A 24,555-nucleotide genomic window follows, 5' to 3' on the forward strand; every position below is an offset into this window, starting at 1 on the left:
AATTTTAATTGAAGTCGGTTTCCCGGCGTCCATACCCTCTCTGCTCTGCCAGCAAGTCCAAATAAATGGTCTTAATGTTGGTAATAAACAAATCGGTGCGGGCTTTGCCCCTCCGTTCATCATAATTCTTCAGATAGCCTTTACACTTCTCGCAAACAAAGACCTGATTGGCGTCGTCACCATCTACCACAAAATACTTGATGGTAGAAGGCTCCGAGTTTCCACAGTAGACGCAAGCCAGGTAGCGGTGTTCCCACTCCGTAAAACATTCTTCACAGAAGAGGAAACGCCTGCCATCAGTAGCCCGAACCCGCGATATGCTCGGCATAGCTCCGCACACAGGGCACACCCCTTTGCCCCACCCCAGCGATTCGTCTTCGCGTATCGATTGCTCGTAGGGAAGAGCAAATACCCGCAAGAATGGGCGTACTGCATGCTGGCTAATCATGGTCATGATACTTGCTGGAACCCCTGTTTCGTTCTCCAGCCCGGAAAAGTACTTCTTATCATTTTCTAATGCCCGCGTCAACAGTTCGCCATAATCTAGTTCATCTTTGATATCCATAATTCGGTCCACAAAAAGTGATGCCTTTTCTCTTTTATCCTTAAGCAACTGAGCAAAACTTAGAAATGCCTCGCGGTATTCTGTAAGATCGACTTCAAAATCCAGAAATTCTAAAAGTGGGCGGTCCTCACGTTTCAGTAAAGGTATTGCATCGACTTTTTTCGAGTCTGTCTTTTTCTTAAGACGAAAAAATAACTCGTTCTGCCAGCTTTCCACATCCTCGTAAAACTCTACGAACCCTTCCGGTAAGGTTACCGGAACCGACTTATCCATACTCACACTCCCCTAGCGGTACTGAACTTGATGATATTATCCCAGAAAGGCCCCGCTTTGTAAAGGAAGAAGGGGGGCTTCCCCCCCCATTCTTCTTTATCAAGGCTGGTAGTGATAATTTAATTAGCTTTAGCTTTTTCCCCGTAGGTTTCGTCATACCAGATCTTATGATGATGTTCCGCCCAGTCGGCTCTGACCGTTCCTTTCCACATTCCCCAGAAAGACTCGCCCGAACCCGGGTGGAAGGAACCGAGGTAAGCGTGCATGCACACCATGAAGGCCGAGAATATCATGGCCAGGTCGTGAACCGGGTAGCATATGCTCACCAGCCAGGCCGGGAATATCTGCGGGAACCACATGATATACCCGCTCAGCATTAAGAGTAGAACACACGTAGGGGTGATTATCGAGTTACCCTTCTCACCACCGTTGAACCTGGTCTGGGGCGGCATCTTCACCTTGAACCCGAAGAACTCTAACGGGAAGAGGACCAAGAAGATTATATCATTTACCCCGAACCGGAACAGGTCCATAATCCATTTCCCTAAGCCCCTGATGCCGAACACCGCACCGTAAATCACGAATATGGTCATACCCACAGCCGCGATACGGTGCACCAACCCAGCTCCCCGGTAACCGCCAAATATAGCAGCCAGCCAGTCCGCCCCATCCACGAAGAGGATGAGACCGGTAAACAGGCACAGAAGGTAGGTTACCGTATGGCCCCAGTGGGTTATACGGGCAGTCAGGTTAAAACGTTCTACCCGAGGTACGTCTTCTTTGTACGGTACCAACCACTGCATCACTCATGCCCCCCTTCTTCGGCTTTGCCCTCATTGGCCGCTATGAACCGGGTGGTGAAGAAGCTGACCACCGAGGCCCCTAAGGCCAGCGGTATCAACCAGCCTATATAAGGCTGTACTATCTTCTGCCAGAAACCAATCTGACCAGGTGTCTTCGGTTCTGCCGGTAATCCATAAACCTCCGGCTTGTAACCTAGAACGTACACCACGTTAGCGTACCCGGCTCCGTAAAGGGTAGCCTCAGGATACCCGTTCTCCCGCAGGTACTTTACCCTCTCGTGAGCGTAGCTTAACAGCTCGGACTCTTCCCCAAACCGCAGGGCTCCCGAAGGGCAGGTCTTGACACATGCCGGTACGTAAGTCCCCAGTTCGGCTGCCTGTCCCTGCTCGGGCCAGTCGCTCAATGGATATGCCTTGAACTTCCCTGATTCCAACCCGGCCTGAACCCGGTTGGCGCACAGGGTACACTTGGTAACGATGTCCTCCCGCTTCAGGTATTTGGGAACGTTCCACGGGCACGCGTAGTGGCAGTACTGGCAACCGATACAGCGGCTGGGATCGTGAACCGTGGCTCCCCATTCGTTCTTGGAATAAGCTTGCCGCGGGCAAACTTCCATACACGCCGGCTCGTCGCAGTGCATGCACTGGTGTTTCCTGAACAGCCACTGGATACCTTTCGCCGGATCCACGTATTCGGTGAACTTTACCAGAGTGTAGGTTTCGGCGTTGGTGTCCTTGTGGCTCTGGTAACTGTTCGTGGGTTCGATGACTGCTGGATTCTGGTTCCAGTTCTTGCATGCAACCTGGCAGCCCCGGCAGGCGGTACATTTGGTAACGTCTATGACTTTTATCAGCTTCGCCATCCTTACGCCCTCCTTACATCGCACAGCCAGGCTTTATACTCGGGAATCATCGAGTTCGGGTCGCCCACATGCGGCGTGAGACGGTTGGCCGGGTCCCCTTTGGCATAACCCTTGAAGCCGTAGTGCCAGGTCATACCGATCTGGTGAACTTCTTTGCCGTCGATAATAAACGGTTTTAACCGTTTGGTGACGAATGCCACGGCCTTGATGTCGCCTCTGGTAGTAGAGACGATGACCTTATCCCCGTTCTTGATTCCCTTCAGCCTTGCCAGTTCTTCGCTGATCTCTACGAACATATTGGGCATAAGTTCTGCCAGCCACGGCAGGTTACGGGTAAGGGCTCCGGTCTGCCAGTGCTCGGTGACGCGATAAGTTGTACCTATGATCGGGAACTTGTCCGCTACACCTCGTTTGTCGGGATCCCAGGCCTTGGCCACGGGGTTGAACTGGCTGCCGTTCAAAAGGTTCTTCGTTACCGGGCTTTCCCATGGCTCGTAGTGCTCGGGGAACGGGCCATCCTTCATGCCATTTGTTGAATACAGGCATGCAACCCCTTCTGGCCGCATCAGGTACGGAATAGCAGCACACGGCTCGGTTGTAGGAGCAAGATACTTGTTGAAGTCGGGCACGTCATCTCCTACCCACATTCCCATGGTGCCAGGCTTCTTGGGATCGCCAGGCGCGTTCGGATCCCACTTGAACAACGCTCTTGCCTCATCGCCCGGCCATGGAGTTCCATCAGGCCGAATTGAACAACGGTTGTAAACTATGCGCCGGTTCAGCGGCCAAGACCAAGACCATTTGGAGAACAGACCTAGACCGGTCTTGGAGTTGTCGGTGTTGTTCCTCCACATCGGCTTGTAATCCAAGGAACCGTCTTCTTTAGTTGTCATGCAGCCAGAATAGACCCAACATCCGCAAGCCGTGCTGCCATCATCAGCCAGCTTGGTGAAGTTCTCTACCGGTTTACCATCGGCCACAGTATAGCCGTTTAGCTCCAAACCAACCTTGATGGGCTCGGGCTCTTCGCCTTCACCGTACGGACCCCATACGAGCTTGGTGATAGGCTCGTCCTGAGGCTTGGTACTGCCTTCGTAAAGTTTCTTAATTCTCTTGGCCAGCTCGTTGATTATCCACAGGTCAGGCTTAGACTCGCCCAGCGGGTCAGCTGCCTTCCAGCGGTACTGCATCCACCGTCCAGTATTGGAAGCAGTTCCTTCCTTCTCGTAAACACCGGCTGCAGGTAAGAAGAAGACCTCGGTCTCAATATCAGAAGGCTTCAGCTTAGGAACCTTATCGTTTTCTACCGGCCTCTCCCATGCCGTGTAGGACCAAAACTCTGCCGTTTCATGCAACCAAAGATCCAGTACAACCAGCCACTTCAGTTTGGTAAGTGCAATCTGTTCTTTGTTGGCATTAGGCCCGCCTACGATCGGGTTACCACCGTTGATGAACAGTCCATCCAGTTCGCCGTTGTACATGGCCTCGAACATCCCCATATGGGAGTAGTTCTTCTTGGCATCGCGCTTGGGCAGATAATGATAAGCGAAGTCGTTATCTGGAGTAGCAGCATCGCCCCACCAGGCTTTCAGCATACTCACTACCCACTTGGAGGTGTTGATGCGGAAACCGGAGTTCGGTATCCCTGCCGCTACTGCAGCCCTGAACTCGTCCAGGTTAGTAGCCGCGACTTTGGCCGCCCCCGGGGTTTCTTTCTTCAAGAAGGCCAGAAGATCTTTGTGATCGGCGGTGTTGGTCGGACAGGTTACATATCCAGGGATGTAGTGGTTCAACAAGGCCATATCGGTAGCACCCTGCACGTTGTTTTCCCCGCGCATCGCGTTGACCCCGCCGCCCGGCCGGCCTACGTTGCCCAGGAGTAACTGCAGGATAGCATAAATACGACAGTTCTGGCTGCCCACCGAATGCTGGGTGGTTCCCATCGCATACAGGATGGTGCCTACTTTGTCGACAGCACCAGTGGCGCAGTACGTCTTGAGAACCTCTAGATACTTGTCCTTGGGAGTACCGGTGATCCTGCACACGGTGTCGATATCATACCGGCTGTAGTGCTGTTTCAAAAGCTGGAATACACAGCGCGGATCGGTCAGAGTGGGATCCTTCAGGGGCATACCTTTTTCGTCTCGCTTGTAATCCCACATTTTCTGGTCGTACTGCCCGATCTTCTTTTGCTCGTCGAACGTGTAGCCGGAAAACAATCCTGTCTCCGGATCAAAGTTGTAAGTGTCAGCTACTATAAAAGACGCATTGGTGTAGTTTAACACGTACTCTTTGCTATACAGCTCGTTGTCCAGCGCGTACTTGATCATCCCACCGATAAAAGCTATATCTGTTCCCGAACGCAGAGGTGCATAGATGTCGGCTACAGCCGAAGTGCGGGTAAACCTCGGGTCGACATGGATGATCTTGGCCCCTCTTTCCTCACGAGCCTTCAAAGCCCATTTCATGGCTATCGGGTGGTTTTCCGCCGTGTTACCACCGATGATAAGCACACAGTCGGAGTTCTTAATATCTACTACATGATTGGTCATAACACCACGTCCGAATGATGGTGACAAACCTGCCACCGTGGACGAGTGTCAGATACGGGCCTGGGTTTCAAGATAAACGACTCCGAGTGCCCGCATCAGCTTGCTCAACAGGTAGCACTCTTCGTTGTCCAGGCCTGAACCTCCCATCGACCCGATTTTTTCCGTGCGGCTAACGATTATCTCGGTACCGTCTTCCAGTTTTTCCTTATAAATAAAGCTCTCGTCCCGGGTCTTTTTAACCCTCTTAGCTATCTCGTCTAGTATCCAATCCCAATCCTTTTCTTCCCACTTGTCGCTCTTGGAAGCCCTGTACAAAGGTTTAGTTGCCCTCTTGGGATTAGGCACCTGTTTCCCCGTAGCTTCATCATAGATCTCCCGCAGGTTGAAAAGAGCAGCTCCCTTGGCGCAGGCCCCTCCCCGGTTAATGGGGTTATCTGGGTCTCCTTCAACGCTTAGGAGTTTGACGTAATTACCTGAAGCATCCCTTTCCGAGTAGACCAGAAGTCCGCAACCAGAAGCGCAGTACGGGCAGATCGTCGGCATGGGAGTCACATCCTTGATGCGGAACTCCTTGACTTCGGCTGCCACTACCTTCAGGTTAAACCCCAGGTCTACAACGGCGAAGGTCGCTGCAGTTGCTCCGGTTATCTTCAGGAACTGTCTCCGCGTAACCTTCACGCCTTAGTCTCTCCTTTCTTCAGTTGTGAGTAGCCCCCAACTGTCAGTAGCTTGATGCCTGTTGGGGCCGTTACCTCGGTGTTTACGGTGTTTTATAAGCTTTGATCACTGCGGCACTATATGGTAAAGCCCCTCCCGTCCTTTCCTCACCCCCCCTGACAAGAGGCTTTTTACCTGAGAACTCGTTATACACCACACACCGACCTTAGGGATTCAAGGGAACGCACATCTTCTCACTTATTCTACGTTACGACAATAATTCCTTCTTTCGGAGACAAGAATTAATTAGATTTTTTGTCTCAACGTAACAGCTGGTTCCCCAAATCTAAACGCTGATCTCAACTAGTTTCGACAACTGCTCCTTTGTTTTTGGGCCGCGCCAGTTTAGCAACCCATATGCTTATCTCGTACAACAGATAGACAGGCACTGCCATCATGGTCTGAGAAACCGGGTCAGGACCCGGAGTCAAAACAGCGGCGACGATGAAAATAGCGAGAAGGGCATATTTCCGATTACGTGCTAACGTACTGGCTTGGAGGATCCCTATTCTGGTCAAGAAGAACACGATAACCGGCAGTTCAAAGACCAGTCCAAACGGAATAGTAAGCGTAAGAACAAAAGAAAGATACTTGTCCACTGTAATCATCGGCTTGAGATCACCGGAGATATAGACCATAAAAGCCAAAACCATCTTTAGTAGGGTAAAATAAGCAAATAAAACACCGGCTACAAACAACACCAGAATAATCGGAAACAGGGTATAGACGTATCGTTTCTCTTGGGGGTAAAGGGCAGGAGCAATGAAGCTCCAGAGCTCCCACGCCACAACCGGGAATGCGATGACCAGCCCGGCAAGAAGCGATAATTTCATCTTGACAAAAAATCCTTCTGTTACGCCGATGTACACCAAACTCAGCCCCATGCCCACATCTTTCAAAGGTTTCTGGATTATGGCCAGTATTTGATCGCTGTAGTAAAAGGACGCAAACGCGGCGATAACTATGGCTATGATCGATACCAGCAGGGCCCTGCGCAGGTCTTCCAAGTGGCGCATTAATGTTACCTTTTCATCTGGAGTAAGCTTCTTGAACACCAGTAAGCCTCCTTCTAAAAATCACGAGTAACAACGAATTCCGCTATCCGGTCTAAGACATTTCTCGCCGGTACATCGGGAAGAGATTTCAAAAGAGAACGGGCTTTCTCCGCGTATGAACAGGCTACCTTTAAAGCGTAATCAATTCCGCCGCTTGACAATACCATATCGATGGCATCCTCGGCCTCATTCTTACACCTTTCCGGTGAACACAAAATCGAGGCCAAGAGCTGACTATCTTTCCCTTCGCGCAAGGCGTACAAAGCCGGAAGAGTGATTATCCCTTGCCTGATATCGCTTCCCACTGGCTTTCCCAGTACCTCTTCGCTGGCTACAAAATCGAGGACATCGTCCGTGATTTGAAAAGCCATTCCCAGGTAGTAACCGAACCTCCTCAAAACGGTAACCTTGTCCGCCGGAGCCCCACCGACCAGCGCGCCTGTCTGGCAACTCAACGACATCAACAACGCTGTCTTGCGCTCGATCCTGCGCAGGTAGTCCTTGTAGCCCTGTCCCACGTCAAAACAGCTGAGCATCTGGATGATTTCTCCTTCACAGACCTTCATGCTGACCGTCGCCAGGATATCTATTATATCCGGCCTTTCATAGGCCGCGATGAGGCTCAACGACTTTGCCAAGATGTAGTTGCCGGAATACAGGGATACGCGGTTACCCCAACACGCCTTTACCGTTTTCTGACCGCGACGCGTGAAGGAATTATCGATCACATCATCATGAACCAAGGTAGCCATATGCACGAGTTCGAGGGCAACAGCTAAGGGAATCAATCCATCAAGTGAGGAAGAGTAAAAACTTCCAGAAAGAAGCACGAATGCCGGTCGGAGACGTTTCCCACCGGCCTTCACCAAATGCACGGAAGCCTCTTTAAGAAGGGATATTTCGGTAGTAATGGCCCTTACCAGCTCCTGTTCGACCTTTTCTAATTGTGGCTCTATGTCCCGAAATAAATCCAGGGAATTCATGCGTTTGCTCCTTAGACTGACTTAATATGAGATAGCCAGTCTAATTATATAGTTTTGAGACAAGTCCCTCAACCAAAACCTGTTCTGATTAGCCTACTTAGAAGCAGCAGTTTTGTACTTCAACTATCCTGCCCTCCCAGGTCCGGACTACGGCTTTATCCGGTTCCAACTTCAAAAGATACTGGGGCATAAGCGGTATTTTGCCAAATCCGCCCGGAGCATTGATTATATAGGTTGGCACCGCCAATCCCGAAGTATGTCCCCTTAATGCTTCCATTATTTCCAGCCCTTTCTCGATGCTTACCCAGCGGTGACTGGTGCCGCGCACCGCTTTAGGATGGAATATATAGTAAGGACGTACCCGTATACGCAAAAGCTCATGGTTCAACTTCTTCATGACAACAGGACAATCGTTGATTCCACGCAGTAGAACTGCCTGGTTGCCCAAAACAGCCCCGGCTTGAACGAGCATGTCACAAGCCTGTTTAGCCTCAGGAGTAACTTCCAGCGGGTGATTAAACTGAGTGTTGACATATATGGGAGGATGCTTGCTGATCACTTCGCAGAGCTCAGGAGTAACCCTCTGCGGTAAGGTGACCGGAATCCTGGTTCCGATGCGTTTAATCTCCACGTGGGGAATCCTGTCCAACTCCGTAAGGATCCAGTCCAATGTCCTGTCGCTCAACAGCAGTGCATCACCCCCCGTGATCAACACGTCTCGGATCTCGGGGTTGCCCGAGATATAGTGTAGAGCAGCTCGAACATCCTCCCTGCTAGCATGCTGATCGATTTCACCTATATTCCTCCTTCTCTGGCAGTGACGGCAGAACATGGCACACTGGTTAGTTACGTTGATTATTAGCCGGTCCGGGTAACGCCGGGTAATACGCGGGGCAGGCGAAGTTCCCGCTTCGTCCATTGGATCCAATTCGCCCTTTGGCAACAACTCCCTGGGGTCAGGTACCGCCTGCAGGTAAACAGGGTTGTTTAGGTAGTCATCTCCGACCAAGCTAAGGTAATAAGGAGATACTGCCCACCGGTACGTTCTCCCAACCTTGGTAATACCCCTGCTTTCAAAAGTTGAGATATCCAGTATCTTCGTCAAAACACTTACGTCATTGATGCGGTTACGCATGTGCCACTTCCAGTTATTCCAATCCTTCTCGGTTCCACCCAAAACCTGGAGTATTCTTCGTTTCCGCACTTGGACCCAAGCTTGAACCTCAGGCGACATCCCGCAAGGAATCTGGTCGCGTACCTTCAAATACTCCAGGGCATCCTGTTTTAACTCCGCTGCACGAGCCATGGCCCGTGACATTTCCGCTTCCATAACCGTTTTTTTCGGCATCATTCATCCCTCCCTACCAAGGTCATCTCAACTCCGATGTCTTTCCATTTATGTAATCTATTACCACTCAGGATCGTACGAGTTCCTGTTACAAAAGTACTTCACTATTTTTATATTCCGGTGTCGATAAAACACCGTTTCATGTAAGCGAGAATATTGGGGGAAATCTACTTAGACGTTATGTTATGTAAATCATCGAATGATCGCTCGAGGAAAACCGGATGTGAAAGACAGAGGCCAGAATACAGGGATTAAAGTACCTCGGCAAAAGGAGCGCGTAAACTGCTTATTAAATATAATTCAGCAAGCAACGCTCCTCCCTCTTTAAGAGCAAAAAGGCCAAAGGAAACCTTTGGTCTTCATGGGATAAACGACCTTGTCTCCCCCAAATGACGCTTACGAGGTTAGCTGACGGATTCGGGCTCAGGGATAGCCCTACCCTGCTTTGGCCGAACGCTTAGCCGTTTCAAAGAATTCCTGCCGTTCGAGCCGGTGCCCGCAAGGATTCACCCCAAACATGAAATGGTTCCCCCGCTCTTCTTCTAACGAAGAAGACTCAGCGATCAGACAAGCTTTGTAGTTATATCCGATTGAACGTTATCAGCAAAGAACCGATGCGATTAAGCCTTACCTACCTCCTGCTGCCTCCCAAGGTCTTTAATGTCGATTTGGCATCGACATAGAAACAATGGCTTACACTCCAGACAAACATCCACGCTAGTTTTAATCTACCATAAGCCCGCCTCACGTGTCAAAACCAACAAATTCTTGGTTCCGGTCCTCAACGCTAGGCGAGGCCGACAAAACCCCAGGCAAAAAACGTTTTCGCATTCGCCCCAGAGCACTAGTCCTTCATTCTTCATTCTTCATTCTTCATTCTTCATTCTCAATTCTTAATTCTTAATTCCCGAAGAACTGCCACCTTCATACCTCCGAAACAAATCGTGATCTATTTCCAAAAGGTCAAGTACTTTCCCGACCACGAAATCTACTAGGTCCTGGATACTCTGCGGCTTGTGGTAGAAACCCGGCATAGCCGGAACTATTGATGCGCCTAGCCGGGCCAATTCCAGCATGTTTTTCAGGTGTATAGCACTGAGAGGAGTCTCGCGAGGAACCATAATCAACGGGCGTCGCTCTTTAAGCACCACATCTGCTGCTCTTTGGACCAGGTTCGCAGAAAGACCGTTAGCTATCCCCGCCAGAGTAGACATAGAACACGGGGCGATTATCATGCCTCGCACCCGGAAAGAACCACTGGCCGGGGGAGCCCATATTTCATGGTTCTCGTAGACAAAAAGTCCATTCTCAAAACATCCCCGAATTCCCTGCCGGCAAGCAGCCACCACTTCTTGTTCAATATCCCAGCCGAGTTCCTCGGCCAGAACCACCCTTGCTGGGTTACTCACGATAAGGTGGACCTCGAACTCCCGTGCCAGGAGTTCTTCGGCTAGACGTACCCCATATATCACTCCGCTAGCCCCAGTTATCCCGAGAATGAACCTGTTATCCACATTTCACCTCTATATCTTGCTTATTTCAGTAGATCAATGGTGGTCATGAGAAAGACCACCAGGCCAACATAGTGGTTAATCTTGAATGAAGCCAAGGTCACTAAAGAAAGGTCCTGGGGGCGTACCAGACTATGTTCGTACAGCAGTATCCCGATGGCAAAAAGGATCCCGGCATAATACCAGGTCCCCAAGCGCAAAACTAACCCGGTCAAGACAAAAAATACAACCGTCAAAGCGTGAAACGCTTTAGCAAACCTCAAGGCCCCTTCTACCCCGAAACGAGCTGGTATTGAGTAAAGCCCTTCCTTACGGTCAAACTCAATATCCTGACAAGCATACATGGTGTCAAAGCCGGCAATCCAGCATCCTACCCCTAGCCACAATAAAAAGGGCTGCCAGTCTAGACTACCTGTAACCGCAATCCATCCCCCGACTGGCCCCATTCCTACTGACAATCCGAGGATCAGATGGCACCACCACGTGAAACGCTTGGTATAAGAATAAACCCAAAGCACGGCAACCGCCAGGGGAGCTAGCTTAACGCAAAGAGGATTTAGCTGATAGGCGGCAAAGAACAGCAACCCCAGGCATGCAAACACCGCAGCCCACACTAATGGCACCGGTAACTCGCCTTTGGCCATAGTCCAGTTTGCGGTTCGAGGATTCCGCCGGTCGATCTCACGATCGATGAGGCGGTTTAAACACAAAGCAGCGGTTCTCGCACCGAACATGGCCACCGTGATCCAGATCAAATGGTAAGCCGCAGGTATGCCCCGGACCGCCAGAAAAGCCCCCAGATAAGCAAAAGGCAGCCCGAAAAGCGTATGTTCGAAATCGATCATACGCAAGAACAGCCGTGTTTTACTCAAAACCATAATCCTTCCACCTGCGGTCGACTAGATTCTTGACTTCTGGTGACATTCGAATGTCGTCCGGCCATTCCCGGGGATGTCCCTCAGTTACCCACTTTTTAGTAGCATCTATGCCTACCTTAGTTCCGTATAGAGGAGTGGGAGACGAGTGGTCCAAAACGTCTAGGGGGCCTTCCACTATCTCTATATCGCGCCGCGGGTCGGTGTTGTTGAAAACCTTCCAAGCTACTTCGGACGTATTCTGAACATTCACGTCTTCATCCACCACCACGATGAACTTTGCGAACATCATCTGTCCCATACCCCACAGGGCATGCATCACCTTCTTAGCATGCCGGGGATAGCTCTTCTTTATCGAAACCAAGACACAGTTATGGAAAACCCCTTCTAACGGCATATTGATGTCCACGATCTCAGGTAGCTGAAGCCGTAACAGAGGCAGAAATATCCGCTCCGTCGCCTTTCCCATGTAGCAATCCTCCATGGGAGGCTTCCCTACAACCGTAGTCATATAAATGGGATTTCTTCGATGGGTTATACAAGTGATATGAAAAACAGGAAATTCTTCGGGCAGCGAGTAATACCCGGTATGATCCCCGAATGGCCCCTCCACCCTGGTTTCGCCTGGCTCTACATACCCCTCCAAGACTATTTCCGCTTCTGCAGGCACCTCCAAATCTACTGTCCGACATCTTACCACTTCTACTGGCCGTCTGCGCAAAAAACCGGCAAAAACCAGCTCGTAAACGTCTTTCGGTAGCGGAGCGGTAGCCGAATAGACGGTAGCTGGATCGGCTCCGATTGCGACCGCCACCTCCATTCTTTTGCCCAAAGCGCAGTACTTGCGATAATTTTGAGCTCCATCATGATGAGCGTGCCAGTGCATACCAGTAGTTTTGCTGTCATAAACCTGCATTCGGTACATACCCATGTTGGGTTTTCCGGTTTCAGGGTCTTTAGTAAAGACTAAAGGCAGAGTAATGTACTTGCCCGCATCGCCCGGCCAACACTTTAATACAGGAAGAATATCCAAAGACGGATCTGAAACGACCACCTCTTGGCAAGGACCGGATTTTACCTTCTTGGGCATATAGGTAGACAGTTCGGCCAGCTTCGGCAACATCTTCAGCTTCCCTAGCATGGAGTCGGGAACGTTTTCAATCATACCAAGCAGTTCCTCAATTCTTCCGGAGATATCGGAGAAGCGCTCCACTCCCAGGGCCATGGCCATTCTCTCGTAACTGCCAACCGAGTTTATCAATACCGGCATGTCCGACCCCTTCACCTTTTCGAAAAGCAAAGCAGGCCCGCAGGCCTTACTAACACGGTCAGTAACTTCCGTTATTTCCAACTCAGGGTCAACTTCTGCCTCTATCCGCTTAAGCCATCCACGATATTCGAGAGCACTTACAAAATCGCGTAAGTTTCTGTAAGACACCTATCATTCCTCCTCAACGGCCACAGACATCGTGAAATACCTAGCCGTCCTAAAACACCTGGGCGGGTACACCGCCGCCGGAGTCCGACTTCGAAATAGCCCTCAGTTGCCACGTGTAGTTCCAGACCTCATTGACAAGCCTATCGATTAAGCGAAGCTCATCCTTGAAATCGTCACTGGTAAGCAATAACAAATCTCGGGCTTCTTCCAAATAAGAAAGGGATGAAACGTGACGCAATTTTTCGTACTCTACGCCCAGTGCAAGTCCCAGTTTATTTCCGACCTCTCGATAGATTAGTTGTTCCGCAGCTGGCAAGTTAGCCACCATAGAAGCCGTCAGGAAAGCGTTTTTGTATAGCGTTGCTTTTTCTTTCGCTATTACTTCCAGATCCTTTTTATTTCCGCCCTTCATTTTTCGGATGACCCTACCTTCGTTAATCTCCATTATCATTTCCGCAAAAGTATGAGCCAGATACTGCGAATCATTCTCACTTAAGAGTTTCAACACCCTCCCGAAAAGGTAGTCCCCGATCAGGATGTTGAACTGGAGACGTCCGTCATATCCTTGCCCCTCTTCATCGTCGCCCACCATATCATGAATATGGTTAGCGAGATAAGCAAGGCGAAATATAGTGACCATGTATACCGTGCACCGAAATCCTACCTTTAGTCCTCGATAAACCAAAGCTGTCACTTGCGGTAGCATGCGCCAGTGTAAATCGTTTTCCATGTCTCGAAAAAAACAAACCACTTCCAGAGGCCACGGACCTAAGTTCTTGTCCATCAGCACATTACTCGCTGCTAATTCATCCCTGACCTCGGCAACGACCGGCAGGTTCATTGAATGTATTGATCCCCCTTCTTCCCCCAAATGACCTCTGTAGCCGGATCCGTCTCTTACTGAAACCCGCTAACTTACAGCTTGAGGTACCTATTAGATTTTAAACCATCAGGGATTGTATGAAAAGAAGGTACATGGCTTGGAAGTGAAAAAGGGGCGGAAGGGGTTGCTATGAAGGTGGAGCCACAGATGGGCACTGATGGGCACTGATTAACACGGGTATTATATAATTTCGACGCTGATTAACGAATTAATCAGCGTCTAAATCACAATTTACTTAATGATCAGCGTCATTCTGTGTCAAATAATCACATCTCGTCTTCTGAAAAAACTCCGATTTTCCGCAAGCGCCGGTACCGCATATGGACTAGTTCTTGAGGGTTTTTCTCCATCAGTTCACGCAAATGCAATCTTAACCTAGATTTTACTACCTCGAACGTGCTTTCATTGTCCCGGTGGGCACCTTCTAAGGGTTCCGGGACAATCTCATCGATCACACCCATAGCCGCGAGATCCGGTGCGGTCATCTTCAGATACCGCGCCATCTCTTCTGCCCGGGAAGCATCATTCCACAAGATAGATGCACAACCTTCAGGAGAAATCACCGAGTAAACGCTATAAGAAAGCATCAACACCCGATCCGCGACTCCCAAGGCTAAAGCCCCGCCACTTCCTCCCTCACCAATAACAACGCTGATACAGGGGACCTTCAAGCTAGCCATCTGCATTATCGTCTGAGAAATAGCCCATCCCTGTCCTCGCTGCTCCGCTTCGATCCCGGGAAAAGCCCCTTGGGTATCGATAAAGCATATAACCGGACGTCCGAATTTCTCAGCCTGCCTCATCAGCCGTTGAGCCTTACGATACCCTTCCGGGTGCGGGCACCCAAAATTGCGCATCAGGTTCTCGTTCGTGTCTTTGCCTCTCTGGTGACCAACCACCGTTACCGGCAAGCCTTCGAACCTGGCCAATCCACCGACAATCGCCGGGTCTTCTCCAAAACAGCGGTCACCATGGAGTTCAATGAAATCCGTAAATATGGCTCCGATATAGTCCAAAGTCGTCGGCCGGTTAGGGTGTCTTGCTATCTGGTACTTCTGCCAAGGAGTAAGATTTTGGTAGCGTTCTTCCTTGAGACGAGCTACCTTACTTTCCAGACTGGATATTTCCTCGGCCAGGTCGATGTTCTTCTGTTCGGCTATGTCTTTCAGCTCTTCCAGCTTGGCCTTCAGTTCTAGATAATCCCTCTCAAAATCCAAAGGGCGAATATCTGGCACTATACCGCCCCCTTTGCATGCAATGACAAGAGCAGCGCCAGCACCTGTTTCATTTCTTTACGATGCACTATCTTGTCGATAAACCCGTGTTTGAGCATAGACTCGGCCTTTTGAAAGTCGGGTGGCAGTTTCTGCCTTATGGTCTGCTCTATGACTCTGGGCCCGGCAAAACCTATCATCGTTCCCGGCTCGGTAAGAATGATATCCGCTAAAGTGGCAAAACTTGCGGTCACTCCCCCAGTGGTGGGATGCGTCAGCACCGCTATGTAGAGAAGTCCTCTTCCGGCAAATCGCCCAACCGCCGCCGCGGTTTTGGCCATCTGCATCAAAGAAAGCATCCCTTCTTGCATCCTAGCCCCACCCGAAGTGGTGAACATGATCAACGGCAATTCTTCGTCAAGGGCCTTTTCAAAAAGCCTTGCTATCTTTTCCCCAACCGCCGACCCCATACTTCCCATCATGAAGCGGCCGTCCATAACCCCTAAGAAAACCGGAATACCGTCAATGGTGGCTTTGCCGGTAACTACCGCTTCTGGCAAACCGGAAAGCTCCCGTGCCGCATCCAGTTTTTCCCGGTAACCAGGGAAAGCTATCGGATCAACCGAAGTTAATCCGCGGTCCATCTCGGTAAAACTGCCTTCGTCCGTAATCATCCATATCCGTTCTCCGGCTGACAAAGGATGGTGATAATCGCATTGCGGACACACCTTGAGGTTGGTATCCAATTCCTCCTGCCTGGTTCGGTTTCCACATCTGGGACACCGCTTGACCGCAGGTATTTCTATGGGCGGGAGGTCAGGAGTATGAACCGGAAGGGTAACGTATTTTTTTTTGTTAGACTTACGGTCAAATACATCCTTCAACATCTATCAGTTATGCCCTCCCGTCTTCCAACGCAAACATGAACTCTCCGCTCACCACGAGTTCGCCCCCGACCGTAGCCCGACCCTGGGCTTTGCCGATGAGGCTCTTCATCTTTGTCAACTCCACTTCTAGTAATAACTGATCCCCCGGAACCACCATGCGCTTAAACCTTACTTTGTCGATCCCGGCAAAATAAGCCAGCCGTCCCCGGTATTGTTCCTGGCACAAAAGAGCGCAACCCCCTACCTGGGCAAGAGCCTCCAGCACCAACACCCCCGGCATTACCGGCACACCGGGAAAATGCCCCTGGAAAAAGGGCTCGTTGACCGTTACGTTCTTGATCCCAACCGCCCTTTTTCCCGGCTCTAACTCGATAATGCGGTCAACCAATAAAAACGGATAGCGGTGGGGAAGTATGGTTTGAATATCACCAGCACTCAGCATAAAACCACCTTATTGTTCAAACTTACGAACGACCAGCACAGCGTTATGCCCGCCGAACCCCAGGGAATCGGAAACCGCCACTCGTACAGTTCGACTCCGACAAGTATTGGGCACGTAATCTAAGTCGCACTCGGGATCCGGAGTCGTGTAATTAATGGTCGGGGGAATAATGTCGTTTTTGCAAGCTAAAACGGCAACCATCAACTCTACCGCCCCTGCAGCGCCCAGCATATGCCCGGTCATGCTTTTGGTAGAACTGATAGCCACGTTATAAGCATGTTCTCCAAAAGTCCTCTTAATAGCCTTAGTTTCCATGGGGTCATTCATATCAGTGCTCGTACCGTGGGCATTAATGTAGTCCACGTCTTTGGCCTCAATTCCCGCATCTCTGAGAGCCAGGGCAAAGGCCCTTGCCGCCCCTTCACCGTCCGGCGCGGGTTGAACGATATGATAAGCGTCCGCGGTGCTCCCATACCCGATAACTTCTGCGTAAATCCTGGCCCCCCGTGCCAGGGCTCGCTCCATTTCCTCCAGTATCACGATGCCGGCGCCTTCTCCCATAACGAAACCGTCTCGCTCGGCATCGAAAGGCCTGCTGGCTTTCTCAGGTTCATCATTTCTCGTCGACAGGGCCTTCATAGCACAAAAACCGGCTATGCCCAGAGGAGTTATGGCTGCTTCTGCACCTCCTGCTATCATAATGTCTGCATCGCCGCGTTGGATGATACGGAACGCGTCGCCAATACAGTTAGTGCCGGTGGCACAGGCAGTTACCGTGCAGCCGTTGGGTCCTTTGGCACCAAACATTATCGACACCTGACCTGAAGCCATGTTAGGGATAAGCATCGGTATGAAAAACGGGCTGACACCACCCGCCCCTTTGTTGATCAGATTATTGTGTTGGGTTTCGTAAGTCTCCAGTCCTCCTATACCCGACCCAATCCATACGCCTGTTCGATCCGCCAGAGTCGCATCGACCACTATGCCCGAGTCCTCCAAGGCCATCTTGGTCGCCGCACAGGCAAATTGGACAAATCTGTCCATCCGCCGTGCTTCCTTGCGGCTAAAGAAATCCCCCGGGTTGAAATGCTTTACTTGAGCCGCAATTCTGGTAGGGTAAGCCGAGACATCGAATCGTTCGATAACGCTCACCCCGCTTTGGCCTCGGAGCAGGCTATCCCAAAACGAGGGAATATCGTTACCTACCGGGCTGATAACCCCCAACCCAGTGACCACTACCCGTTTTCGCTTCATTCTAGCTCACCCTTATTTTCCCTGCAGTCTTGCTTCCAGGTACTCGACTACGTCCTTAACCGTCTTCATATTTTCAGCAACCTCTTCCGGTATCTCGAGTTCGTACTTTTCCTCCAATAGCATCAACATTTCCACCACGTCAAGCGAATCCGCCCCCAAATCATCGGTGAAACTGGATTCAAGGGTAATTTCCTCCGGAGCGATGTCCAATACCTCTACAATTACGTTTTTGATGGTTTCAAAAACCGACACAGTATCTCCTCCTTGAAAGTTGTTTTTATGTCATGCCCCCGTCTACGGGGATGACTTGCCCATTGACATAGGAAGCATCGTCAGAGGCCAAAAAAGCCACAACCGCGGCCACTTCTTCCGGAGTGCCTGGCCTTCCTAACGGTATACGGGATACCAAGGACTGCCGAGCCTCAGGAGAAAAACTAGCCGTCATAGCTGTCTCTATGTATCCCGGTGCAACCGCGTTTACCGTGATACCCCGGCTTCCGTATTCTTTGGCAACCGAACGCGTGAAGCCTATAACTCCCGCTTTTGAAGCCGCGTAATGAGCTTGACCTACGTTACCCGACAAGCCCACTACCGAAGCAAGGTTAATTATCCTGCCTTGCTTATTTTTCATCATAATACGGATTGCCTCTCTGGTACAGAGAAAAGTTCCGGTAAGGTTTATCCTCAGGGTCTGCTCCCACTCCTCATCGGAAATTCGAACCAACAGGTTATCCCGGGCTATGCCAGCGTTATTAACCAAAACGTTTACTGTTCCAAAGGCTGCAACGGCTTGCTGGAAAAGTCCTTTTACCTGTTTGGGATCGGATATGTCCGCCAGGACTCCTATGGCCTCCGTACCTAAACTCTTGATTTCTTCCACGACTTCATCCAATTCTTGTTGGGCCCCCACATCATTGAGCACTACCCTGAACCCTTCGCGGGCCAGACGCATAGCTATGGCTTTGCCTATTCCGCGGGCACTTCCCGTAACTACAGCCACCTTATTTTCGCTGACCATGGTCAACCTCCTCCCATTTTGCCAGGAGTCTACTCAGAGAAGACGCGTCCTCGACATTCCCTAGCATCTGTTTCTTGGCTTGTTTTCTAATGAGAGCGGAGAGAACTTTCCCGGGTCCCACTTCTACAAAATAGTCTACTCGCCCTGACATATATGCGACCGATTGCTCCCATAGAACCGGGTGAAACAACTGTTGTGTCAATGATTCTCTGATCTCTTCCCAACGGATCTCGCGGGCGGTTACGTTGCTTATAACAGGAAAACTAGGCTCCTTCCAGTCCACAAGGCTTAACTCCTGTAGCAACAAGGCAGCCGCGTCCTTCATCAGCAAACAGTGAGAAGGTACACTGACTGCCAGGGGCACCACTTTCCCGCCAGCTTGCCGTAAGCGCTCCATCGCTTTTTCCACAGCTATTCTTTCGCCTGATATCACAATTTGCCCGGGACAATTATAATTAGCGACACTCACCACTCCATATGAAGAACTGGCTTGACAGGCCTCTACAACTACCCCGGAATCCATGCCCACGACCGCCGCCATCATTCCCCGCCCTTCAGCAACCGCTTCCTGCATGATCCGTCCCCGCTTTGCCACCAGTTTCAGAGCTGACTCAAGATCCAGGGCACCGGCCGCAACCAAAGCACTGTATTCGCCCAAACTCAAACCAGCCGCTACACAAGGCAGTATTCCTCGAGACTTCAGTACTTCAAAAGCGGCGATGCTAGTAGCGAGTATGGCTGGTTGAGTTACCTCTGTGCGGTCCAGCTCCTCGACTGGTCCCTCAAAACAAACCCTGCTCAGGCTATAGCCCAACACGTCGTCGGCCTGTTCGAATACTTCGCGTGCTTCCTTAAAATTTTCGGCCAGATCTCTGCCCATCCCCACATACTGAGCACCCTGTCCCGGGAAAACAAAGGCTAATCGGAGCACAAGTACCCCCCCATTTTTCTCAAAACACTCTCCGCTTGTTCCATAACCTCCAGCACGATCTCTTCAGCCGGCTGAATTTTGTGCACCAAACCGGCTATCTGTCCTGCCAGGACTGTGCCGTTATCAGTGTCCCCCTCAAGGGCGGCCGCCGGGTACTTGCCGGAGGCAAGTTCATCCAGTTCTTGAGGACTCAACCCTTCTTTTTCACGGGCCAGGTAGTAACGGATAAACTGGTTATATATAGCTCTAACCGGGTGACCGGTAGAAAGTCCACATGCGACCGTATCTCTATCCTTGGCTTTTAAAACCTTTTCCTTATAACGCGGGTGAGCCGGGCACTCTTCAGCGCAAACGAACCTGGTACCCATCTGCACTCCCTCAGCGCCTAAGGCCAAGGCCGCCGCAAACCCTCGTCCATCGGCTATCCCCCCTGCGGCAATCACCGGAACATCCACTGCATCTACTACCATCGGTACGAGACACATAGTAGTCATCTCCCCGATGTGCCCGCCTGACTCCATCCCCTCCGCAATCACCGCGTCTGCTCCCAGTCGGACCAAACGCTTGGCTAGAGCTACTGAGGCCACTACTGGAATCACCTTTATGCCCTGGTCTTTCAGGCTAGAAATGTATTTGCCGGGGTTGCCCGCACCGGTAGTAACTACCGGCACCTTCTCTTGTATTACAGTCTTAACGTTCTCTTCTATGTAAGGAGACGTCAGTATCAAATTCACGCCGAAAGGCTTATCGGTTATGCCACGTACCGTTTCAATCTCTTTCTTAAGCCAGCGGGAATCAGCACCTCCCACGCCTATGATGCCTAAACCGCCCGCCTTTGATACTGCTCCTGCCAGCTGCCCCGTTGCTATCCAGGCCATTCCTCCTTGGAATAAGGGGTACTTGATTCCTAGAAGCTCAGTCACCCTAGTTCTCAGCACGTCAATCCCTCCCCCATCGCACTAATACCGAGCCCATGGTCAGGCCGGCACCGAAAGCCACCATTAGCACCAAGTCCCCAGTCTTTATCCTGTTGTCTTCAACCGCTTCCGCCACCGCCACCGGAACCGTAGCGGAAGACATGTTGCCATACCTGTCAATGTTAACTACCATCTTCTCCCACGGCACCCTCAATCTTTTGGCTGCTGCCTGAAGAATACGGATATTGGCCTGGTGCAGAACCACGTGATCAACGTCGCCTGTGTCCAGTCCCACGTCCTTCAGCACTCTTAAAGCATAATCGGGCACAACCCTTGTAGCAAACTTAAAAACCTCGTTGCCGGCCATCTTGATGAAATGCTGTCGGTTGGCAACAGTCTCTACGCTGGATGGCAGGCGCGAGCCCCCGGCAGGCATATAGAGAAGATCCCGGCCCTTGCCATCTGCTCCCAGGCGAGTAGAGAGTATGCCGTAGGGACCTTCCCCTTTTCCCAACACCATTGCCCCCGCACCATCTCCAAACAACACGCAAGTATTGCGGTCGGTGTAGTCGGTGATTCGGGACAGTATCTCAACCCCCACCACCAAAACGTGCCGGCAATTGGGGGACACTAAATAGCGTTCCGCCACCGCCAATGCGTAAATAAATCCAGTGCAACCAGCTGATAGGTCAAAAGCGGCCGCATTAGCAGCCCCTAGCATATCCTGAATCAAGCACGCTGTCGAAGGGAACAGCATGTCCGGCGTTACGGTAGCTACAACGATTAGGTCAAGCTCTAAGGGAGAAATTCCTGCACGGGCAATTGCCATTCGGGCTGCTTCGTAGCCCAGGTCTGATGCAGCTTTGTTGCTATCGCATATACGCCTCTCCTTGATCCCGGTCCTGGTCACAATCCATTCATCGCTGGTGTCTACCATTTGCTCCAGCTCGTCATTAGATAAAATTCGGCTTGGTAACGCGTAACCCGTGCCAAGGATCTGCGCTCTCATCAAACTTTCCTCCTAAACAACGCCAGGTTTCATTCCTTATAACTTCCTCATCCCGTTCCCGATTATACAAAAAAACATCAAAAATTGGTAATTTAAGGATGAGTAGAAACTTATTAATATCTTCCTACATCGGAAAATCGTTTGTCAACAGTTTTGTGCTCATAAAAAACTTTTGGCCTTGCTCCCTCTCATCGAGTAAAGCAAGGCCGCTAGCTTGCAAAACTGTCAACTGTTAAGCTTCTTCGGTCTACTAAAATAGTATCCCTCCTAAAGATTTATAACCTGCTTTGGGACTTCCCCCAGGATACCCCTCTGGATTTCTCTGGCATTAACGGTAGTGGCTTGGAACCTTTCGGCCAAGTAGTCACAGGCATCCCACGGATTCACCCTCTGTCCACACGTAAAAATATCGACTGCTGCATAGCCTAACTCCGGCCAGGTGTGAATAGCCAAGTGAGACTCCGAGATGACTACTACCCCACTCACCCCCTGAGGGCTAAATTTGTGAAAGACATACTCCCGAATTTCGGCACCAGCCTCTAAAGCCGCGTTTATCATTATTTCTTGAACCAATGCCATGTCGTTGAGAATATCAAAGCTGCATCCAGATATTTCGGCTAAAATGTGACGCCCTAAAGACTGCACCTATCCCGCCTCCTCTCAAGTTTTACTGAGATCAAGCTGGAGCTTGACCCGTTATCTACCTCCTTAAGGTATTTTCAACAAGAGTAATTTTATCATATAGGCAGAACATGTCAACTTTCTGCAATAATATCCCTTTAGTCGACTTTATGTCTTGCAATCTCTTAATTTCACTTTCTTGCGCCCCCTTTCATGTAAGTTAAAGTTAAACAAGAAAGCGGGGAAGCGGCAAAAATTGTGGTGGTTGCCGCTGCCACAATCCCAGAATCGTTGAATACCAGAGCTACAAAAGCCCCGGTTACTACTCCTACCAGCCCCCGCAAAACGTAGGGATATTCTTCACCTATGCTTTTGATCACACCATGAGGTCTATAAAGCAATACTGCCAAAGTCGCCAGAGAAACCAAGAAAACACGACTCCATATAGTATAGCGAATCAGCTTGATATTCATTGCCAGCTTCCGCGTTATTATCCCGTAAGCCTCTGTCCACCCTCCGGAAATAATCATATTAGCGGCACGCCCAATATGTGACTGGAGCTCAGGAGGTCGCTGCATATCCAAAGCTGCCATCAACACCACCAGAGACACAACTAGTAGCCCAATTCCCAACACAGTTCTCGCCCGCAGCCGCAATCCGCTCATTAGAATCACCGTAAGGGCAAAAGCCGCAAGCGCAGCAATCGTGCCTCCCGCGTTTGCTCCCAAGTTGGGAGCTGCCAGAATAAAGACCTGCAAGGCAAAGAAAGCCCCGGTCCCGACCAACCAAAACCGGTTGCGCCATTTTTGATATGCTATGGTGGCGGCGATGATGGTAGTCCCGATCAGAACCCCCATGTATTCATTGCCAATCCCGTAATACCTAGCTCCAGACGAAGGATCGTATCCCAAAACTGAGCTTTTGATAAGCTGACACCCGGTAATAACATCGATATCCAATAGCAAAACAGTCAACAGAGCTATGGTAAGAAACCGGTTCAATACTGAGGATCCGGCAGCGCGAAAGATGGTTCCAACTGCCGCTAACAACAGTACGACAGTTAATCCTACAAAACCTACGGGATTTCGTACGGGTATGAACGGAGCAACAAGCAAAACCAACGGTACACAGGCTAAAGCAAATACCAAGAATTCCACCCATCGTGCGTATTTATCCTGCTTAGTAAAAAACAAGACAAACAACATTAACAGCAAAACTACGATTTCGGCCCCTACGTAACCCTTGACTAAGGGTGCCCTCAACTGATTGACAAATGCCGTTTCTTTGAATAAAGCGGCTACCTCCCCTAGCTTGTTCTCACCGATGAACGCATGTGTCTCTATTTCTCGTCCTTCCATGAGATACGAACTCTTTACTCCCAAAAACTTTAAAATGGTCGGAGCTATATCTAAGTTTGCGGCCAGGTAATCTCTCCGCGTCGTTGCGGAGTAGATAATCCCTTTTTCAAACCCAGGCCCGTAAACAATTAAAGGGGTCAGAGTTACTTTGCTATCCTTGTCAAGCTGAGAAGGGCTGGGACTGACCAGTATCAAGAGGTCGCGCAGCGGGTTGACCTGTCGCGAAACCTCTCCTACAAAGGAATCGATCTCGTGAAGAAGCCGCTGGCGTTCGCGGAGGAAAGCATCGGGCAAGGCCGCCTCTCCTGCCTCCAGCCTGGTTAGGTCAGACAACTCGACTACAATAAAGTCTGATTTATCCCAATAATAGCGAAACCGGTCCCAAAGAAAAGTGTAGTCCGTTTCCCAGGTTCCGGGAGCGCGTCCAGATAAGACGTGGCATTTTTCCCCGACCTCCCCGAAGTCAACCAACCCCAAAGCGTCCATAGCCACTGCTACCCCGTTCCTACGGTAAACCCCGGGTAAATCGCCGTTCCCCAGAACACAGGTCTTCAATCCGGCTTGCTTTAGTGACTCCCCCAGAGCCCCGGGAACGGTCTTGGCCGAATCTTCTTGGTTAACCGCTATTATCTCAGGTAAATTCAACAGCAGCACCTCGTGCTTCCCTGGATTGTACCCGGTCAGCCCCTGGTATAAATCCCCCGCTCTTCGCTGGTGAAAACGGTATCCTTCATCCGCATCAAATCCCAAGAGCTCATTCGGGCCCGAACGGGCCATCCTGCCAGCCCCTATAGTAACACAAGCATCGTCTGTGTCTTTAGCCCCTAAAGTGCGGGTATTCATTAAGCCGGCCGAGCCCCGGTTCCATAAACCCGTGATGTTCGGGCAAGACGTCCTCTCGATATCTTGAAACGACAGCCGATCAATAAGGATAAGGACCACCTTTGGCTCCTCTTGTTTGCCCCAGGCCGGGTTCGTTAAACATAAAGACAAAACCAGTAGACATACCAGAGCCGCTACAGCTATTATTCTCTTCAA

The 24,555-nt window shown here is 50.5% G+C and carries 22 protein-coding genes and 1 riboswitch; all 22 genes read right to left on the reverse strand.

Going from position 1 to position 24,555, the window contains the following annotated elements:
- Positions 1–4 precede the first annotated feature (4 nt).
- Complete coding sequence (locus SLIP_RS12095; protein ID WP_013175596.1) at positions 5–838, reverse strand: formate dehydrogenase accessory protein FdhE; 834 nt, start codon at positions 836–838, stop codon at positions 5–7.
- Positions 839–957: 119 nt separating this feature from the next.
- On the reverse strand, positions 958–1,641 hold the full coding sequence (locus SLIP_RS07095) for a formate dehydrogenase subunit gamma (protein ID WP_013175597.1): 684 nt from the start codon (positions 1,639–1,641) through the stop codon (positions 958–960).
- A complete protein-coding gene (locus tag SLIP_RS07100) occupies positions 1,641–2,504 on the reverse strand; it encodes a 4Fe-4S dicluster domain-containing protein (protein ID WP_013175598.1) in 864 nt (287 codons plus the stop codon). Before SLIP_RS07100 ends, SLIP_RS07095 begins: the two co-directional genes overlap by 1 nt.
- A gap of 2 nt (positions 2,505–2,506) precedes the next feature.
- Positions 2,507–5,734, reverse strand: a complete 3,228-nt coding sequence (fdnG, locus tag SLIP_RS07105; protein WP_013175599.1) for a formate dehydrogenase-N subunit alpha — start codon at positions 5,732–5,734, stop codon at positions 2,507–2,509.
- 338 nt (positions 5,735–6,072) lie between these two features.
- A complete protein-coding gene (gene tatC / locus SLIP_RS07115; protein WP_013175600.1) occupies positions 6,073–6,828 on the reverse strand; it encodes a twin-arginine translocase subunit TatC in 756 nt (251 codons plus the stop codon).
- A gap of 14 nt (positions 6,829–6,842) precedes the next feature.
- The gene (locus tag SLIP_RS07120) at positions 6,843–7,811 is read right to left on the reverse strand and encodes a polyprenyl synthetase family protein (protein WP_013175601.1); all 969 of its coding nucleotides are present in this window, start codon (positions 7,809–7,811) and stop codon (positions 6,843–6,845) included.
- A 97-nt stretch (positions 7,812–7,908) separates the two neighbouring features.
- Positions 7,909–9,162 (reverse strand): glutamate 2,3-aminomutase, encoded by a 1,254-nt coding sequence (gene eam / locus SLIP_RS07125; protein ID WP_013175602.1) that lies wholly within the window; start codon positions 9,160–9,162, stop codon positions 7,909–7,911.
- 375 nt (positions 9,163–9,537) lie between these two features.
- A riboswitch (cyclic di-AMP (ydaO/yuaA leader) is annotated at positions 9,538–9,731 on the reverse strand.
- Between the two features lie 321 nt (positions 9,732–10,052).
- Positions 10,053–10,673 (reverse strand): UbiX family flavin prenyltransferase, encoded by a 621-nt coding sequence (locus SLIP_RS07130; RefSeq protein WP_013175603.1) that lies wholly within the window; start codon positions 10,671–10,673, stop codon positions 10,053–10,055.
- A 20-nt stretch (positions 10,674–10,693) separates the two neighbouring features.
- Positions 10,694–11,548: a 4-hydroxybenzoate octaprenyltransferase gene (locus tag SLIP_RS07135; RefSeq protein ID WP_013175604.1), complete on the reverse strand. Its 855-nt coding sequence runs from the start codon at positions 11,546–11,548 to the stop codon at positions 10,694–10,696.
- Entirely contained in the window at positions 11,535–12,983 is a 1,449-nt protein-coding gene (locus tag SLIP_RS07140) for a menaquinone biosynthesis decarboxylase (protein WP_013175605.1), read from the reverse strand. Before SLIP_RS07140 ends, SLIP_RS07135 begins: the two co-directional genes overlap by 14 nt.
- A 49-nt stretch (positions 12,984–13,032) precedes the next feature.
- Positions 13,033–13,824: a polyprenyl synthetase family protein gene (locus SLIP_RS07145; protein ID WP_013175606.1), complete on the reverse strand. Its 792-nt coding sequence runs from the start codon at positions 13,822–13,824 to the stop codon at positions 13,033–13,035.
- Between the two features lie 308 nt (positions 13,825–14,132).
- Complete coding sequence (locus SLIP_RS07150) at positions 14,133–15,101, reverse strand: acetyl-CoA carboxylase carboxyltransferase subunit alpha (RefSeq protein WP_013175607.1); 969 nt, start codon at positions 15,099–15,101, stop codon at positions 14,133–14,135.
- Positions 15,101–15,967: an acetyl-CoA carboxylase, carboxyltransferase subunit beta gene (gene accD / locus SLIP_RS07155; protein WP_013175608.1), complete on the reverse strand. Its 867-nt coding sequence runs from the start codon at positions 15,965–15,967 to the stop codon at positions 15,101–15,103. Before accD ends, SLIP_RS07150 begins: the two co-directional genes overlap by 1 nt.
- A 7-nt stretch (positions 15,968–15,974) precedes the next feature.
- A complete protein-coding gene (fabZ, locus tag SLIP_RS07160) occupies positions 15,975–16,409 on the reverse strand; it encodes a 3-hydroxyacyl-ACP dehydratase FabZ (RefSeq protein WP_013175609.1) in 435 nt (144 codons plus the stop codon).
- Positions 16,410–16,418: 9 nt separating this feature from the next.
- Positions 16,419–17,663 (reverse strand): beta-ketoacyl-ACP synthase II, encoded by a 1,245-nt coding sequence (fabF, locus tag SLIP_RS07165; protein WP_013175610.1) that lies wholly within the window; start codon positions 17,661–17,663, stop codon positions 16,419–16,421.
- A 12-nt stretch (positions 17,664–17,675) separates the two neighbouring features.
- Positions 17,676–17,915, reverse strand: a complete 240-nt coding sequence (gene acpP / locus SLIP_RS07170; RefSeq protein WP_013175611.1) for an acyl carrier protein — start codon at positions 17,913–17,915, stop codon at positions 17,676–17,678.
- A 25-nt stretch (positions 17,916–17,940) separates the two neighbouring features.
- The gene (gene fabG / locus SLIP_RS07175) at positions 17,941–18,681 is read right to left on the reverse strand and encodes a 3-oxoacyl-[acyl-carrier-protein] reductase (RefSeq protein ID WP_013175612.1); all 741 of its coding nucleotides are present in this window, start codon (positions 18,679–18,681) and stop codon (positions 17,941–17,943) included.
- Positions 18,665–19,612, reverse strand: a complete 948-nt coding sequence (gene fabD / locus SLIP_RS07180) for an ACP S-malonyltransferase (protein WP_013175613.1) — start codon at positions 19,610–19,612, stop codon at positions 18,665–18,667. Before fabD ends, fabG begins: the two co-directional genes overlap by 17 nt.
- Positions 19,600–20,550: an enoyl-[acyl-carrier-protein] reductase FabK gene (gene fabK, locus SLIP_RS07185; protein WP_013175614.1), complete on the reverse strand. Its 951-nt coding sequence runs from the start codon at positions 20,548–20,550 to the stop codon at positions 19,600–19,602. Before fabK ends, fabD begins: the two co-directional genes overlap by 13 nt.
- 1 nt (position 20,551) lies before the next feature.
- On the reverse strand, positions 20,552–21,538 hold the full coding sequence (locus SLIP_RS07190) for a beta-ketoacyl-ACP synthase III (protein ID WP_013175615.1): 987 nt from the start codon (positions 21,536–21,538) through the stop codon (positions 20,552–20,554).
- Between the two features lie 267 nt (positions 21,539–21,805).
- Positions 21,806–22,183 carry an adenosylmethionine decarboxylase gene (speD, locus tag SLIP_RS07195; protein WP_013175616.1) on the reverse strand — a complete coding sequence of 126 codons (378 nt, stop codon included), beginning with the start codon at positions 22,181–22,183 and terminating at the stop codon, positions 21,806–21,808.
- A gap of 167 nt (positions 22,184–22,350) precedes the next feature.
- A complete protein-coding gene (locus SLIP_RS07200) occupies positions 22,351–24,555 on the reverse strand; it encodes an alkaline phosphatase family protein (RefSeq protein WP_013175617.1) in 2,205 nt (734 codons plus the stop codon).

Source organism: Syntrophothermus lipocalidus DSM 12680, assembly GCF_000092405.1.
GTDB classification, from domain to species: Bacteria; Bacillota; Syntrophomonadia; order Syntrophomonadales; family Syntrophothermaceae; genus Syntrophothermus; species Syntrophothermus lipocalidus.

What these genes read in the sequence shown, in the direction of transcription:
- SLIP_RS12095 (WP_013175596.1), bottom strand. Translation starts at nt 838, where the DNA reads ATGGATAAGTCGGTTCCGGTAACCTTACCGGAAGGGTTCGTAGAGTTT.
- SLIP_RS07095 (WP_013175597.1), bottom strand. Translation starts at nt 1,641, where the DNA reads ATGCAGTGGTTGGTACCGTACAAAGAAGACGTACCTCGGGTAGAACGT.
- SLIP_RS07100 (WP_013175598.1), bottom strand. Translation starts at nt 2,504, where the DNA reads ATGGCGAAGCTGATAAAAGTCATAGACGTTACCAAATGTACCGCCTGC.
- SLIP_RS07120 (WP_013175601.1), bottom strand. Translation starts at nt 7,811, where the DNA reads ATGAATTCCCTGGATTTATTTCGGGACATAGAGCCACAATTAGAAAAG.
- eam (WP_013175602.1), bottom strand. Translation starts at nt 9,162, where the DNA reads ATGATGCCGAAAAAAACGGTTATGGAAGCGGAAATGTCACGGGCCATG.
- SLIP_RS07135 (WP_013175604.1), bottom strand. Translation starts at nt 11,548, where the DNA reads ATGGTTTTGAGTAAAACACGGCTGTTCTTGCGTATGATCGATTTCGAA.
- SLIP_RS07145 (WP_013175606.1), bottom strand. Translation starts at nt 13,824, where the DNA reads ATGAACCTGCCGGTCGTTGCCGAGGTCAGGGATGAATTAGCAGCGAGT.
- accD (WP_013175608.1), bottom strand. Translation starts at nt 15,967, where the DNA reads ATGTTGAAGGATGTATTTGACCGTAAGTCTAACAAAAAAAAATACGTT.
- fabZ (WP_013175609.1), bottom strand. Translation starts at nt 16,409, where the DNA reads ATGCTGAGTGCTGGTGATATTCAAACCATACTTCCCCACCGCTATCCG.
- fabF (WP_013175610.1), bottom strand. Translation starts at nt 17,663, where the DNA reads ATGAAGCGAAAACGGGTAGTGGTCACTGGGTTGGGGGTTATCAGCCCG.
- fabG (WP_013175612.1), bottom strand. Translation starts at nt 18,681, where the DNA reads ATGGTCAGCGAAAATAAGGTGGCTGTAGTTACGGGAAGTGCCCGCGGA.
- SLIP_RS07190 (WP_013175615.1), bottom strand. Translation starts at nt 21,538, where the DNA reads ATGAGAGCGCAGATCCTTGGCACGGGTTACGCGTTACCAAGCCGAATT.